This is a genomic window from Bifidobacterium sp. M0307, assembly GCF_016100445.1.
In the GTDB taxonomy this organism is placed as follows: Bacteria; Actinomycetota; Actinomycetes; order Actinomycetales; family Bifidobacteriaceae; genus Bombiscardovia; species Bombiscardovia coryneformis.
Genome location: NZ_JACFSL010000001.1, coordinates 885,817 through 901,185, shown reverse-complemented (window position 1 = coordinate 901,185; position 15,369 = coordinate 885,817). Strand labels below are relative to the sequence as shown.

At 58.5% G+C, this 15,369-nt stretch carries 13 protein-coding genes; 4 read left to right on the top strand and 9 right to left on the bottom strand.

Translation table 11 applies throughout. The features are described from left to right. Positions 1-169: 169 nt before the first annotated feature. Positions 170-2,188: an ABC transporter ATP-binding protein gene (locus H3V08_RS03610; RefSeq protein WP_198181617.1), complete on the top strand. Its 2,019-nt coding sequence runs from the start codon at positions 170-172 to the stop codon at positions 2,186-2,188. Next, entirely contained in the window at positions 2,189-3,946 is a 1,758-nt protein-coding gene (locus H3V08_RS03605) for an ABC transporter ATP-binding protein (RefSeq protein WP_198181616.1), read from the top strand. It begins immediately after the preceding gene. A 50-nt stretch (positions 3,947-3,996) separates the two neighbouring features. Here H3V08_RS03605 and H3V08_RS03600 read toward each other — a convergent pair whose 3' ends face one another. After that, the gene (locus H3V08_RS03600) at positions 3,997-4,182 is read right to left on the bottom strand and encodes a hypothetical protein (protein ID WP_198181615.1); all 186 of its coding nucleotides are present in this window, start codon (positions 4,180-4,182) and stop codon (positions 3,997-3,999) included. Next, on the bottom strand, positions 4,182-4,463 hold the full coding sequence (locus tag H3V08_RS03595; protein ID WP_052115188.1) for a hypothetical protein: 282 nt from the start codon (positions 4,461-4,463) through the stop codon (positions 4,182-4,184). Before H3V08_RS03595 ends, H3V08_RS03600 begins: the two co-directional genes overlap by 1 nt. Before the next feature lie 386 nt (positions 4,464-4,849). Between H3V08_RS03595 and H3V08_RS03590 the strand changes: the two genes are divergently transcribed. Next, a complete protein-coding gene (locus tag H3V08_RS03590; RefSeq protein WP_232340331.1) occupies positions 4,850-5,617 on the top strand; it encodes a TIGR00730 family Rossman fold protein in 768 nt (255 codons plus the stop codon). Positions 5,618-5,760: 143 nt separating this feature from the next. On the opposite strand, the gene H3V08_RS03585 is transcribed toward H3V08_RS03590, so the two are convergent. The 3 genes from H3V08_RS03585 to H3V08_RS03575 form a co-directional block, all read right to left on the bottom strand. After that, entirely contained in the window at positions 5,761-6,444 is a 684-nt protein-coding gene (locus H3V08_RS03585) for an O-methyltransferase (protein ID WP_033498525.1), read from the bottom strand. A 48-nt stretch (positions 6,445-6,492) separates the two neighbouring features. Next, positions 6,493-7,500 carry a succinate dehydrogenase/fumarate reductase iron-sulfur subunit gene (locus tag H3V08_RS03580; protein ID WP_198181613.1) on the bottom strand — a complete coding sequence of 336 codons (1,008 nt, stop codon included), beginning with the start codon at positions 7,498-7,500 and terminating at the stop codon, positions 6,493-6,495. A 347-nt stretch (positions 7,501-7,847) separates the two neighbouring features. Continuing rightward, the gene (locus H3V08_RS03575; protein WP_198181612.1) at positions 7,848-9,842 is read right to left on the bottom strand and encodes an FAD-binding protein; all 1,995 of its coding nucleotides are present in this window, start codon (positions 9,840-9,842) and stop codon (positions 7,848-7,850) included. A gap of 85 nt (positions 9,843-9,927) precedes the next feature. On the opposite strand from H3V08_RS03575, the gene H3V08_RS03570 reads away from it, so the two are divergent. Beyond that, on the top strand, positions 9,928-10,275 hold the full coding sequence (locus H3V08_RS03570) for an MGMT family protein (protein ID WP_033498526.1): 348 nt from the start codon (positions 9,928-9,930) through the stop codon (positions 10,273-10,275). On the opposite strand, the gene H3V08_RS03565 is transcribed toward H3V08_RS03570, so the two are convergent. The 4 genes from H3V08_RS03565 to H3V08_RS03550 form a co-directional block, all read right to left on the bottom strand. Continuing rightward, entirely contained in the window at positions 10,260-11,579 is a 1,320-nt protein-coding gene (locus tag H3V08_RS03565) for a DNA-processing protein DprA (protein ID WP_232340107.1), read from the bottom strand. The genes H3V08_RS03570 and H3V08_RS03565 overlap by 16 nt on opposite strands. Positions 11,580-12,039: 460 nt before the next feature. Beyond that, entirely contained in the window at positions 12,040-13,614 is a 1,575-nt protein-coding gene (locus H3V08_RS03560; RefSeq protein ID WP_198181610.1) for a YifB family Mg chelatase-like AAA ATPase, read from the bottom strand. Continuing rightward, positions 13,614-14,201 (bottom strand): YraN family protein, encoded by a 588-nt coding sequence (locus H3V08_RS03555; RefSeq protein ID WP_198181609.1) that lies wholly within the window; start codon positions 14,199-14,201, stop codon positions 13,614-13,616. Before H3V08_RS03555 ends, H3V08_RS03560 begins: the two co-directional genes overlap by 1 nt. Positions 14,202-14,399: 198 nt before the next feature. Further along, on the bottom strand, positions 14,400-15,290 hold the full coding sequence (locus H3V08_RS03550; RefSeq protein ID WP_198181608.1) for a pyridoxamine kinase: 891 nt from the start codon (positions 15,288-15,290) through the stop codon (positions 14,400-14,402). Positions 15,291-15,369: the final 79 nt, after the last annotated feature.

The window sequence follows — 15,369 nt, the reverse complement described above, 5'->3', positions numbered from 1 at the left end:
GGTTTCATCCTGCCGGCTTTTACGACAATCTCGGCAGACTTTCGCTTTCGTCCCCACCTTTTATGGATTCATCCGCCGCTCGGTGACGGTCTTTCGACCAGTGGCTTCTCAGATTACGTTCGATGGCAGCGGACGACAAGGGTTTTGGGTGAAAATCAGGAGGAAAGAGATGACCACAGACCAGTCGGATTCGGGAAGCGAACCGAATCCTGTAGAAGGCAGGGCACAGGGCGGGGGAGGTGCGCCCGACCGTGAGAGACCGCATGGGCGTAGCTCCTTGATGCAATTGCTGGATTTCGCCGGACCGCGTAAGGTGTTCTCCTATCTCGGCTGTTGCCTGTCTGCCCTCTCCACGATTGCCGGTTTTGGGCCATACATCTGCATATGGTTGGCGGTAAAGGACCTTCTCGCTGTTGCTCCGGGGTGGTCACAAGCTACGGGAATCGCCGCATACGGATGGATAGGATTAGGGCTTGCGGCGGCTTCCGTCATTCTGTATTGTGCAGGGCTGCTGATGGCGCACCTGGCGGCTTTCCGGAGCGCATCCAACATGCGAAAAGCGGCCATAGGCCACTTGCTGAGCCTTCCTCTGGGGTATTTCGACCTCCATGCCTCCGGCGAGCTGCGCCGAACCATTGATGGCTCGGCGGGTGATACCGAGAATCTTCTCGCCCATATCCTCCCCGACGCGGCTGGATCCTTCGCCATGATTCTGGGCATGCCGATACTGATGCTGGTCTTCGACTGGCGTATGGGCCTGGCCTGCCTCTTCCCCATTCTGATTGCCCTGGTCTGCATCCGCATGATGATGAACGATCAGGGACAGTCCTTTATGACGGAATACCAGGATGCGCTGGTGCGGATGTCGAAGACCGGGACCGAATATGTCCGCGGTATTCCGGTCGTCAAGGTCTTCCAACAGACGGTGTACTCCTTCAAGGCGTTCCATGAGGCCATCGAGCATTACAGCCGAATAGCCAGGACCTATTCCATGAAGGTCTGCCACCTGCCCCAGACCATTCAGATGACTGCCCTGAACGGGACCGTGATCTTTCTGATTCCTGTGGCCATCCTGCTGGCTTCTGGGCAGGGTGACTTCACTTCATTCCTGACTGATTTCGCTTTCTATGCAGTCTTCTCGGGTATGGTTCCTACTGCCATGACCCGTCTCCAGTTCTCCAGCGAGTCCTTCAGCAAGGCCGATGACGCCTTGAACAGAATCACTGGTGTGCTCAGCATTGATCCCCTCGCGGTGTCTACCGAACCGGAACATCCGAAGTCTGCGGATGCTTCCTTGGATCAGGTGTCGTATACCTATCCGGGTGCCGATCACCCGGCACTGGAGCGGATCGATTTCGAGGTGCCGGAGGGTGAAACCGTGGCCCTGGTCGGCCCTTCAGGAGGCGGCAAATCGACCTGTGCCAGTCTGTTGCCGCGTTTTTGGGATGTGGATTCGGGCAGGGTCGCTGTGGGTGGTATTGATGTCAGATCCATCGATCCACACGATCTGATGGGGCAGGTCGCCTTTGTCTTTCAGACCAACAGGCTCTTTTCGACCACCCTCCTGGAGAACGTTCGCGCAGCCAGACCGGACGCCACTCCTGAGCAGGTCATGGACGCGTTGAGAGCGGCTCAGTGCATGGACATCGTTGACAAGCTTCCCGATGGGCTTGACACCATGCTCGGTTCAGGTGGAATCTACCTTTCCGGGGGAGAGGTCCAGCGCGTGGCCCTGGCCAGGGCAATTCTCAAGGAGTCTCCCATTGTGGTCCTGGATGAGGCGACTGCTTTTGCCGATCCCGAGAACGAGGTCTTGATACAGAAGGCTCTGACCAAGCTGACCCGGGCCGAAGGAGACCGTCGGCGAACCGTGCTCATGATTGCCCACCGTCTATCGACTGTGGCTGATGTCGATCGAATCCTGGTGCTGGATGGGGGCCGCCTGGTTGAGCAGGGTACTCATCGCCAGCTTCTTGACGCGCAGGGTACCTATGCCCGTATCTGGTCTGATTACGAACGGGCGGTCTCCTGGAAGGTCGACAACTCTCCGAAGGCTGCCGGTGAAGCGGGGCGAAATCCCGCAGACTCCACCGGGGATGAGGAGCACACCGTTCCCGGTACAGGACCGTTCGTTGCGGACTTGTCTACCGATGATTCCGACATCCAGAGGGAAGGAGGTGAGGCATAAGTGTTCGCCTCATTCAAGAAGAAGTATGCCCTGTCCGACCAAGGCATGAAGATCGTAGTTCTGGGAACGCTGTGGACCACACTGACCAATCTGATTATCATGGCGGGAACGGCCTCCCTTCTGCTGGTCATGAACGCTTTTGTTGAGCATCTGACGGCAGGGGCGCCTCTGCCGAAAGTCCTGTCCTATCTGGCCGGTCTCCTGGTCTTTGCGTTTATCCTCTTCGGCACCTCCTGGTTCCAGTACAGTTATTCCTACGGTGCGGTTTTCAGTCAGACCGGAACCCAGCGGATCGACCTTGCCGAGCGATTGCGCAAACTGCCGCTCTCCTTTTTCGGGCGGCGTGACCTGGCTGATCTGACCGATACCATTCTGGGTGATGTAGCCACCATGGAACATGCCTACGCCCATGCGCTGAGCCAGCTCTACGGTGCGGTCGTCTCATCCGTCCTGGTCTTCCTGGCCCTTCTGCCCATCAATTGGGCTCTTGATCTGGCTGCCTTCTGGAGTGTGCCGGTGGCCTTCGCCATCATCTTTGCCACTCGGCGATTCGTCGAAGCTGCGTCACAGCGTACGAGACAGGCCCAGATTCGTGTTAGCGACGGTATTCAGGAGGCGCTTGACTGCGTTCGGGAGATTCACGCCACCAACCAGGAAGGCAGGTATCTGGAGAGGCTCTTCTCGACCATCGACGACACCGAAGCCACTACGGTCCGAACCGAGATGACCAATGGTCTCATAATGAACTCCGCCATGGTGGTTTTGAGGTTGGGTGTAGCAACGACCTTCCTGGTGGCTGCCGGATTGATCATTCAGGGCAGAATCGACTTCATGGTCATGTTCCTTTTCCTCCTGATGGTCTCACGGATCTACTCGCCCTTTGATCAGGCGCTGATGCTGGTTTCGGAGCTCTTCCAGTCCCAGGGTTCGGCCCGACGGATTCGCTCCATCACCGAGGAACCTGTAGCTGAGGGGAGTATGGAATTCCATCCCGTAGGGCACGATATCGTCTTCAACCATGTTGCCTTCTCCTATCCTGGCCTTGCGGGTAAGGCGGCAGGTGAGCCGGTTCTTGAAGATGTCGGTTTCACTGCCAAAGAGGGGGAGATCACGGCCCTGGTTGGCCCCTCGGGATCAGGGAAATCAACCTGCGCTCGGTTGGCGGCTCGTTTCTGGGATGCCGCTTCAGGTTCCATCACCGTAGGAGGGGTGGATGTGAGCAAGGTGGATCCGGAGGTTCTCCTGCGAGACTATGCCGTGGTTTTCCAGGACGTGATGCTCTTTGACGACACGGTCATGGGCAATATTCGAATGGGGCGGTGCGGTGCCAGTGACGAGGAGGTGCTGGCTGCGGCCAGGGCCGCCAACTGCGACCAGTTCGTCTCACGCCTGCCACAGGGGTACGAGACGATGATTGGTGAAAACGGTTCCAGGCTTTCCGGAGGTGAGCGGCAACGAATCTCCATTGCCAGAGCCATTCTCAAGGACGCCCCGATTGTCCTGCTTGACGAGGCCACTGCCTCCCTGGATGTGGAGAACGAGACGCAGGTGCAGGAAGCCCTGTCGCAACTACTGGTGGAGAAGACCGTCATGGTCATTGCCCACCGGATGCGCACTGTTGAGCAGGCCGACAAGATTGTCGTTCTTGACCATGGGCGTGTGGTCGAGCAGGGTTCTCCGCAGGAGCTTATGGCTGCAGATGGTGAGTTTGCGCGGATGGTTCGCTTGCAGGGCGAGAGCGCAGACTGGTCCTTATAGGGAGAATCGAGGTTCGACTCATGGTGTTGCCTTGTTGTCTATTTCGCCCATCAGTCCTTGTGGCAGATGCAGTCCGAGGAGGTGGGGTAACCGGGGTGGAGACGAGGGCGTTCTGTCCAAATCTGACCCAACTCGCCTGACCAGGTTCCATCCTGGAAGGGTCGGCTCAGCAGGTTCAGTTCCTCTTCGCTGATTCCTGACAGGGTATTCCAGTCCTTGCCTTCGTTGGTGTCCATCAATCCCTTCCCCTCGTGAGGAACTCCCGTAGGGTTTTGCGTGAAGGGGGAGTCATGGCATGGAAGACCATCCAGAGCCTGGCGTCGTCGTTGACGGAGGCCAGCTCCATCAGCCTTCCCTGCCCGTCGAAGCCCAGGGTCAGCCAGACCTTTCGGCTTCCCTGGCTGTTGATGACCGGTGCTGAAACAAGGGCATTGCGCCAGACCTCCAAGATGTCCTGCTGGTCAATGTCGGGATGCGTACGATGAATCCTCGGATGGATCATGGGCTGAAATTCCATGGGTTGCTCCCTGCTGGTATTTTGGCGGGTTTCTTGGGCGGGACCTGGCTGTGCGGCATGTCAGGGGGATTACCGTCTGCGCACCTGCCGATTATAGGATATTCCATTGTGCTAAGTGGGTGTTCGTCCCCGCCTTTGACCGCCGATCGAGCGTAATGGACCGGATATGGTCTGGTCCATTAAAGTAAGGTGGGGTGTTCGACTGGTTGAGTCGTGCTCCTGATGGATGATATTGCTGGAGTATATGAGGCAGGTACCCGGATGTTGGCGGCCGGGAGGGTCTGGAACCCACGCAGAATCAACTTCAGCAGGTGAATTGGGACGAAGAGGTACAGAAGATGGGGAGATCGACGATGGAAGACCAAAACATGAGGGAACAGGCGAAGATGCTGAACAAGGGCGGCAAAGCTTTCGAAGAGGAGCAGGATATGGGGAGGACCTACCATAGTGGTCCGGTCATCATGCGAGGCCCCATGATTCCGTCAAGTGATTCGAACGCCAGCCTGCTCTCCGCGGATGCCGATACGGACTGGCTTCATACGGACCCATGGCGGGTGCTGCGTATTCAGGCCGAGTTCGTCGATGGGTTTGGCGCTCTTGCCGAGCTGGGGCCGGCCGCCACAATCTTCGGTTCAGCCCGAACCGACGAGGGCGGTCCTGACTATCGAGCTGCTCAGCGGATGGGGGCCGGACTGGCAAAGGGAGGCATGGCTGTGATCACCGGTGGTGGCCCGGGCATCATGGAGGCCGCCAACAAGGGTGCCGCCCTGGCCGGTGGAAAATCGGTAGGGTTGGGAATCGAACTTCCTCATGAGCAGGGAATCAACCGGTGGGTCAATCTGGGTATTACCTTCCGTTACTTTTTCGTGCGGAAGATGATGTTCATGAAGTACTCGTCCGGTATCATCGTCTGCCCGGGAGGCTTCGGTACCTTGGATGAGATGTTTGAGGTGCTGACGCTGGTGCAGACCCACAAGGTGGACACCATGCCCATTGTCCTCTTCGACAAGAAGTACTGGGATGGCCTCTTTGACTGGCTGCTGACCACTGTCAGGGACCGTGGCATGATTTCGGATCTGGATCCGGGGCTGGTGGTCCGTACCGACGATCCGGATGAGGCTGTGCAGGTCATACTGCGGAACCGTCAGCCTTAAGAGGGTGTCATCGCCGCTCTGACTACGGAGCTTGTGGAGGACTGCTGCTGTCATGAGAAACACAGCCGGAGCAATACGTGAAAACCATGCGTTGACATAGCCTCGGATGTGGTCCTACATCGTATGAGAAGTGCGGGAAGGAACTAGGCCTGCTTGTCCTTCGCGGCCAGAACCATACCATTACCGACAGGAATCAGGCAGGATTCGAGATGGTCCTCCTGCGACAGGGTGTCCATGAGGGTTCGGAGCGTAACTGCCTTGTCGGAGCGATTGGCCGGATTCATTATCCCGCCCTTTTTCGGTTCTGCATCCAGGGCGAAGGCATCGGTGAAGACCAGCTGACCGCTGCTCTTCAGCAGACGGGGGGCGTGGTCTATGGCATCCTGGTAATTCCGGCAATCCCCGGAAACCACAATCAGGTCGTAGTCGGCAGGGTTCAGCCGGGGAAAATAGGTGCCCGCAGAGGTATTGACCGCGCGCAGACGCAGAACCGAGTTCCTTCGCTCTTCCTCCTGGAAGGTCTGACGAATCAGCGAGGCACCCTCGGGGGAGGAATCGACAGCCGTAAACTGGCCCCGACCGCTTAGACCATCCATGAGACGAATGGCTTCGACCACTGAACCTGTTCCCAGAAGGATGATGGAAGCGGCATCCGCTCTGCCTGCCAGGAATCGCAGGAAGGAGCCCTGTGCCACTGAGCACTGTGGGAACCCTGCTGATTCAGCCCGGGTGCGAAAGGCTGCCAGTGTTCCGGATTCGCTGTTGAGTGTGCTCTTCTCGGCTAGCTCCCACCCTTGGGCATGATTGCTGTATGCGGTCTTATCCATAGTGATAACTCTAACGTCTGGTGTTCACAAATGGCGACATGGGGCCGGTCAGCGGTTGACTGCCTCGACCAGTCGCCACATTTCTTCGCCGACGTCAATTCCCTTTGGGCACTGACGGGAGCAGGCGCGAACGGATTCGCAGGCCAGGATTCCGTCCTCCTGGTTGATATCGTCGAGGCGCTCCTGGCGGTGCTGGTCACGCGAGTCATTGATGAAGCGGGAGGCTGCGATCAGGGCGGCGGGGCCCGCGAAGGCCTCTCCACCGGCATAGACGGGGCAGGACCCCTCGCAGATTCCGCAGGCGATGCAGTTGCTGAGCAGCTCAAATTTGGACAGCTGGGCCGGGGTCTGCAGGTTTTCCGTTTCGGATTCGGGGCCCGCACCGTCGCGTAGATACGGATGGAAACGGCGGATCTGCTCGAACATGGTGTCGGTGTCGACAATCAGGTCGCGTAGGGGTGTAAAGCCGGGAAGGGGCTTGATTTCTATGATTCCGAGCCAACCTGTACGGACAGCTTCTGTATTCTGCCGCGGCTCGGGGTGGGCATCCCTGGCTTGTCCGGTTCGACGGAATCCTTGCGAGGAGTCGGCTCCCTCGTCTGTTCCCTGAACCGGCGCCTTGGCATGGTCGCCGATGGTGGCTGTGCAGAGGAGCGTGGGCGTGGAATTGACCAGGACAGCATCCGAACCGCACATGCCATGTCCACAGGAGTAGCGGAAGTTCAGGGTCGGGTCCTGCTCACGTTTGATTTGCAACAGGCAGTCCAGGATTGTTTGCTCAGGCGAGGTGTGCACCTTGTACTCCTGAGTCCACCGTTTTCCACGCGGACGTCCTGGTCTGGAGCCGAAAGGCGATGAGGTGGCGGCGAAGGGGTTGGAAGCCGTGCGGCCCGGGCGGGCCTGCCGCGGCGTGAACCTGGCTACGCGTATGGTGACGCTGGTGATGGTTGTACTGGAGTCTGTGGTGCTGCCAGAGTCGAGGCTTCCGGTGTCTGCGGTCTGTCCGCATGTTCCGATTGAGGGTGTGCTCTGCCCTTCAGCGCCTTCGAATTTCATAGGTTCAGGCTCCGTTTCATCGTGCGCATTGATGGTCCCGTACATCATTCGGGAATCAATCACTCATTCATCCTAGTGACTCGACCCGTCATCGGTCACTCGTCCAGGCAGATCTGCTTCTAATCCAAACGAAATGAACGTAATTGAGAGGGCGTGCATCCAGGAAGACCAAACAACCGGTTTTGGATTCGATCCTGCCTTGTCTGCAATCGGACAGTGGCGGCCTTAATTTCGATTCAAGTGTGGTCTCAGGTTCAGCTTGGTTTCCGGCCTACGCGGAGGACCGCAACGTATCCAGTCCTGTACCGAGGTGGACACTGATCATGATGCTGTTCTGATGTTCCCTGTCAGTACTGCCTACCCTTTGGAGGCATGTCGACGATGTGAACCGGTTGCCAATCCACGTTGCCATCACCATCGACCATGGAGTGCGAAAGGAAGTGTACGTCGTCACGTTCCGGGTGGTCTTGGCGGAGGAGGGCTCCGCGTGATTCCTTTCGATTGCCGCTCGCAATCAGGACTGCGTCGGACAGAGTCAGAAGGTTGTCGACCTCCATTATCGCCGTCAACTCCTGGTTGAAGGCCGCCTCGGTACTATGTGATTTGAGAGTAAGGGCCTTGCTGCGCAGGTGGTTGATCTGACTCATGGCCTCCTCGATGCTGGTCTGGTCGCATCGGACCGCCACCGCCTTCTCCATGATTCGCCCCAGCTCCTGCATGAGCAGGTAGGCGTTGATGTCAGCAGACGATTCCATGTCGGGGGAGCCTTCATTGCTGCTTTCAGGCTCCGATGAAGACAGCAAGCGATCCATTGCCGATTGCCTCTTGGACAAGGCCTGATTCATCAGTGTCTCGTTGCGGGTGATCCGGTCATCTGGAGCGTGATCGGATGCTTCTTTCTTGTCTGGGGATTGGTTCTCCTGACGGGAGGATGTAACGGAGATGATACGGCTGGCCATGGCTTCACCTGCCCGGGTGCCGAAGAGACAGGCATCCAGGAGACTGTTGCCCCCGAGTCGATTGGCACCATGAACGCTGACGCAGGAACACTCGCCAGCAGCGTACAGGCCTTCGACAGAACGGCGTTGGCCGTCCTCCCATTGATAAACCTGCCCCCGGGTGGTGATGGGGATGCCTCCCATGGTGTAGTGGGCGGTCGGTTTGACGGGAATCAGGTCGACGGCAGGGTTCAGATTCGCATACTTGCGGATGGTTTCATAGACCTGGGGGAGGAGTGACTTCATGCGCTCCTCGCCGATCTCCCTCATGTCCAGCCAGACGCAATCATGTGGACCATCGGGGTCTCTGGGGTCGGCTACGCCTTGGCCCGCATCGATTTCGGCCATGATGGATCGGCTGACCACATCCCTGGCCGCCAGGTCGCCGTGTTCAGGCGCATAGTCCTGCATGAAGGCCCTGCCCTCCGAGTTGCGGAGGATTCCACCCTCTGCCCGGGATGCCTCGGATAGGAGGAATCCGGTATGGCCGAGACCGGTGGGGTGGAACTGGACGAATTCGATGTCTTCAAGCTGCAGTCCGGCCTTCAAGGCCAGCGCCATACCATCCCCGGTGAGGTCCCAGGAGTTTGAGGTGGTGTGGAAGAGCCTGCCGGCGCCTCCGGTGCAGAGCATAATGGTGTCGGACGATATGGCACGGGTCTGTCCGGTATGGGTGTCCAGGACCACCAGACCGCATGCCGTGGCCCAAGGCTGTGCTGGAGTGGTACCTGTAGCATCATCCTCTGCGGAGGCGTTTTCGGTTTTTGCCTTCTTGTTCGCAGTCTTGGACTTGTCCAGGACCAGATCTGTTACGTACCATTCCTCGGCGAAAGTCACTCCCATCTGTACGCACTGCTGCCAGAGCGAGTGGAGGATCTGGTGGCCGATGCGGTCAGCGGCATAAGCTGCTCTTTTTACCGGTTTTCCGCCGAATTCTGACGTGTGGCCGCCGAACTTGCGCTGGGCGATACGGCCGTCTTCACGCCGGGAGAAGGCCACCCCCTCATGTTCCAGGCGAGTCACCGTCTTCTTGGCCTCTCGGGCCAATACCTCTACGGCGTCCTGGTCGGCGAGCCAATCACCACCCTTGATGGTGTCGTAGTAATGCCAGTGCCAATCGTCCTGTTCCTCATTGCCCAGGCTGGCTGCGATGCCACCCTCGGCCGATCCGGTGTGCGACCGGAGAGGTTGCAGTTTTGAAATGACGAGAATCGATGGGCTTTCCCCGCCTTCCTGATTGTCCTTTTTCAGTGACCGGGACAGGCTCAATGCTGCTGACATGCCGGCGGCCCCGGCGCCTACGATGATGGCCTCATAGTGATTCTTGATTGTCGCAGGACTCATAAAGCCGATATTCTCACAACCCTTTGATAGCACCAGGAGGTTTGGGCATGTGATCTTGTCCCTTTGTTCGCGGACAATGAAAAGCATGGGTCGAGAGCAGTCCTTTTCGCAGATGGTCTATCAGGTTGTCAGCCGCATACCTGCTGGCAGGGTCGCCACGTATGGTCAGATAGCGGCTTTGACGGGGAAACCCAGAAATGCAAGATTTGTTGGATTCGCCCTTCATTCCAACCCCGAACCGGGTGTGATTCCATGTCATCGGGTTGTCTTCAAGGATGGTTCCCTGGCTCCGGGCTTTGCCTTTGGTGGTCCTGAGCGACAGAGGGAGCTGCTGGAATCCGAAGGGGTTGTCTTCATTCCACCTGCGCATGACGAGAACGCCGGTCAATCGGGATGGGTGGTTGACCTCGAACGCTGTCAATGGGATGCCTGATCCTGCTTGACCAGGTGCGCTGAACCGTTGACCGTCTCGATTTTCCCTTCGAGCTCAAGCCGTCCGAGATGGCGTAGCACCAACTGGACAGTGTCGACCTGCGATGAAGTAGCCATGCCGGAGAATCGACTCCCTTCCAGCGTTCTGATCAGTGCATCAACCGTTGCAGCTTCGCCCTTTTTGCAGCAGGCTCGTATCGCTTTCAGAATCACCTCCTCCGGGTCCACATGAGGGCAGTTCTCTGCCTCCGTGAGGTATTCCAGTGCCGGAGGTATTTCCTCCAGGGGCGGTAAGTCGTCCTCGCTTCCTTTGCCGGGCTCAAGTTCCTTGTCGGACTTACTGCCGATCTTCTTGCTCATAGGTTGCCGTTTGACGGCGATTTCCTGCTCGGGGAGCGACTTTTCAATTTGGTCTGAGGTATCTTCTCTCGATTTCGCCGTCCCGGTATCATCCTCAAGGCCCGACGATTGGAAAGAGCCAACGACGGGGTAGGTTCCTGACTGATGCGGAGCATGGCAGATACCGCTTATATCGGTTGCCGAGATAAGAATGGTTGCCTTGCCCTGGTGGATCAGGCGGTTGCATCCGGTGTTCTCCGGAGTGTCGATTCGACCTGGAGCCGCATAGATCTCCCTCCCTAATTCTGCCCCCCAGGTGGCCGTGTTGAGGGCCCCCGATCGATATCGGGCCTGGGCCACCACTATCGTCGAGGCGAGGGCGGCGATGATTCTGTTGCGGAGGAGGAAGCGGCGGCCTTCGGGTATCGTTTCCGGATGCATCTCACTGATCAAGGCCCCGCCATGTCGTTCAATGGCTTGAAAGAGCTCTCGATTGCGTAGTGGCCCCATTCGTTTCAATCCACCTGCGAATACAGCCACGGTCGATCCGGCATCGCTCGTATATTCCTCTCCTCGGGCGGCTAGGGCGCCCCAGTGTGCTTGTGCGTCGGCTCCCATAGCCCCTCCGGAAACCACCAGGTGGCCTTGGATCGCTGCCTGTCTGCCAATTTCGTGAGCGATGTAGCTGCCATAAAGGTCGCAGGTCCTGGAGCCGACGACTGCCACGGGTTTGCTGCAGCTGATCAGACCATCCTTATTGCCCCTGCCCCATAGGCAGAGGGGCGGAGCCCAGTCAGATCGTTGGGAGAGGTCGTTGAGCTGGGATGGCCAGGCGTCCGATGTTGGCGTCAGTACCCACAGGGTTCCTCCATCGGTCAGACTTTCTTTCAACCTGTCCGCATCCCAATTTCGTACGGATTCCACTCGGGATCGCCATGTGGTGCTGACCCGTCGGAAGCGGTCCATGTCCTTGCTATTTATCTGCCTGCCCCATCGGATGGCTCCCTGGATGAAAGCCCGATCCAACTGTGTGCGGGCCTGAGACTGCCGTGCGGAGATGGGTAAGGAAGTGTCGGGTGAGATTTCCAGCAGTGTCTGACATAGGTCCAGCGGGCACTCCGACCCCAACAGACTGGCGTGCATGAGGGCATCGGGTCCATCAGCCGCGAAGTTCAGTACCGCTCGAGCCAGCCAATCATCCCTGATTCGTAGGTGGGCAGCTTGAATGCCTACGGGCCGATTTCCAGCTCGCACAGGTCTCTGTATTTCCGTCGGCGAGGAGTGTTCCGGTCTGGCCTCTTCTGGTTCTTCCGGTATCGTGCCTGTACGCCGCGGTTGTTTCTGTTCCGGCTGCCCGGTCGCCGCCTGCTCCATATCGGACCTTTCGAACTCGGGTTTCTTTTGTTCCGGGCATCCTGCTGCCATCTCATGCCGTCCTTGTCCGCATCATGATTCCGACGGCTACGTCATCGACGTTCGGTCCGTATCTCCCGTCAAGGTCGGCCAGCGTCCATGCCAGACGTAAGGTCCTGTCCGCACCGCGCAGACTGAGGTGCTTCTTCCGCATGGCCTCGTTGACGACGGCCAGTGACTTCTGCCCCGTATTGGCCCGTAACCACTCGCCGCCGGCCTGGGCGTTGCAGGTCCAACCCTCCTCCTTGAACCGTTTTCCGGCAGCCTCGCGGGCCATGATTACCTGCTGCCTGATTTCGGCGCTGGATTGTCTGTGACCGGCATCACCATGACCGAGGCCTGTCACGTTTGGGCTGACACCACCCAGGTCGGAAACAGGGGGAACCGTTGTCTGTATATCGATACGGTCCATGATTGGGCCGGAAATCCGGTTCCAATACCTGGTTCGTTCCCTTGGGGAGCAGGTGCATCGTTCACCTGTCCCATAGCCATACCCGCAGGGGCAGGGATTGGCGGCCATGACCAGCTGGAATCTGGCAGGGAAGGATGTGGACCCCTTGGCCCGGGAGAGGATTATCTCCCCGATTTCCAGCGGTTCACGCAGTGCTTGAAGGACCCGGGGTGAGAACTCGGGGGCCTCGTCCATGAAGAGCACGCCACAGTGGGCCTTGGTGATGGCGCCAGGGGTTGCAAGTCCGCTGCCGCCACCGACCAAGGAAGCCATGGACGCGGTATGATGGGGTGCTTCAAAAGGTGGAATGTCGCTGACCCCATACTGCTTCAGGGTGCCGCAGAGGGAACGGATGGATGCGACCTCCAGCTGCTCCTTGGCCCCAAGTGGGGGCAGGATGCCAGGTAGACACCGGGCCATCATGCTCTTGCCTGCACCTGGTGGTCCGACCATGAGTATGTGATGCCCGCCGGCGGCCGCCACGGTCAAGGCCCACTTGGTCCCCTCCTGGCCTATGACCTGGTCCATGTCCAGATTCGTCGCCCCTGGGGCGTTCTGGTCCTGGATGGTTATGTCCGTCGTCTGTCCTGAATCAACTACGGTGCCCGGTATGTGGTAGATCGCGCGACCTCCCATGTGCTCCACCAGCTGGCCAAGGTGCATCAATCCGATCACTTCGATTCCGGGTACGATTGCAGCCTCCTCCATATTGGCTTCCGGTAGGAAGACCCTTTGCACGCCAAGTTCTTTTGCATAGGCCAGGATGGGAAGAACGCCGGTAATCGGCAGAACGCTTCCATCCAGATTCAGCTCGCCCAGGGCTATGGTCTGTTCGAATCCTTCAACGGGTACCACGCCTCCGGCGCCCAGAACACTTGTAGCGATTGCCAGGTCATGCGAGGAACCGCGCTTGGGGCGCGAAGCCGGCGAGAGGTTGACGGTAACCCTTGTCTGAGGCCAGCGGAACCCGCAGGACGAACAGGCTGATTTGACCCTTTCCCTCGATTCCGACAGGGAGGCATCCGGCAGACCGATGATGGAGAAGTAGGGGAGACCCGGCGAGATGAATGCCTGGGCGTTGATGACAAACGCCTTGAGTCCCACCAGGCCGATGGACTTCGCTGATCCAAGCCGCATCAGAAGGCCTCCCGTATATGACGGAGGAATATGGAGTCGGGAGACCATCCGCATGCCTGGGGCCGGAGTCTTTCGGGACGGTCATCCGTGGCCGTGTGAATTCTCATATCGGAATCCATGACCCCAGATGATATACCGGAATTGAGTGTCTGGTCCCCAATCGTGAGGGTGACGACATCGAAACGGGTGCCCTGGTGTCGGATAAGAGGATTCCGGTCGTGTTCAATCAGCCACTGCACCGCTGCACGTCTGCAACGTTGCTGTTTCGCCGGCCCCACAGCTTCACAGGGTGGGCCGTACCTGGTCGACCGCCTGGTCTTGACCTCGATGAAGACCAGGTTCGGCGAGGGGTCCAGGGCGATGATGTCCAATTCCCCATATCTGCAGTGCCAGTTGCGGGTGACGATGTGCCACCCTTGATTCTGTAACCATAGGCTGGCATATTCTTCGCCAAGCCTCCCGAGTTCCCTGCCACTCAGGCCGGTTCTCCTGATTAGACGTTCGACTTCGGCCAAGGTACCGGCCCTGTCATGAACGTCTTCAAGGGGTTTGTGATTGCGGGTTATGGTGTGCTTTCGGGTATCCATGACTCAAGGAGACCATGGATAGGGAAAAGAGCATCGCTAATTATGCGAATGTGCGTATGTGGATAAGCCTGGCCCTGTTTTCCGGCAACGTCTAGGAAAACAGGGCCAGGCTATCTGACTCTACGGTTGATGTTGAAACCTATCGAGAGAGCCGAATCCCATACCGGATGGCCCTGGTTGATTAATCGGTGTGCCTGATCAGTCAACCATTCCGGTCAGCAGACCGAGGTCCAGTTCGAAGCTGACTCCCCGCTCCTGGTAGTTGGGCTGGTTGCGGGTGTGCTGCATGGCCGAGCGGACGAACTCACCGGCGATCTCCGTGGCTTCGGAAAGATCTTTCCCGGCGAAGACGGCCCCGCAGAGGGAGGATGCGAAGGCGTCGCCGGTCCCGTGAATCATAAAGGGCAGCTTGTCGTGAACCAGCTCCTGCTTGTCGTTGCTTCCGCCCTGTTGTGCCGAAGCCACGAAGTTGCGCAGCTTGCCGTCACCACGATCGATTCCCTTGATGATTACGTTCCGGGCCCCCATCTCCAAAAGCCGGGCCAGGCGCGTCTCCACCTGCTCGTCGCTCAGGTTCTGACCCTCGTAGGGCAGTCCGGTCAGGAGGCTGACCTCGGTCAGGTTGGGCATGAGCAAATCCGCTCCGTCCACCAGGCGAATCACGGCCTTGCACATCTCCTCGGTGTAGGTGGGGTACATGGAACCGCCGTCGCCCATGACGGGATCGACCAGGCGCAAGGCCTTGGGGTAGTCCCGATACATGCGCAGGATGATGTCGACCTGTTCGGCGCTTCCCAGGAATCCACTGTAGATGCCGTCAAGATCGACCCCTTCTTTCTGCCAGGCATCCAGGTACCCGGTCAGGATCTCGGTGGTGTCGTGGAAGGTGTAATCCTTGAACATGGTGTGGGCGCTGAACAGGGCGGTCGGCACGGGGCAGACATCACAACCGGCGGCCGAAAGGATGGGGATGGCTGCGGTCAGCGAGCACTTGCCATATCCGCACATGTCATGTACGGCGGCGACCCTGGGGATGTAATCGGCATCGCGCTGGTAGAGCCTGTTCTGATTGTCCCTTTGTCCGGCCATCTTTTGAACTCCTTCATGCCTGCTGCGGCTGTTCGGAACGGAGTCTTCTCCGCTGCTCTCTCGACTCTACAGTGAGCAG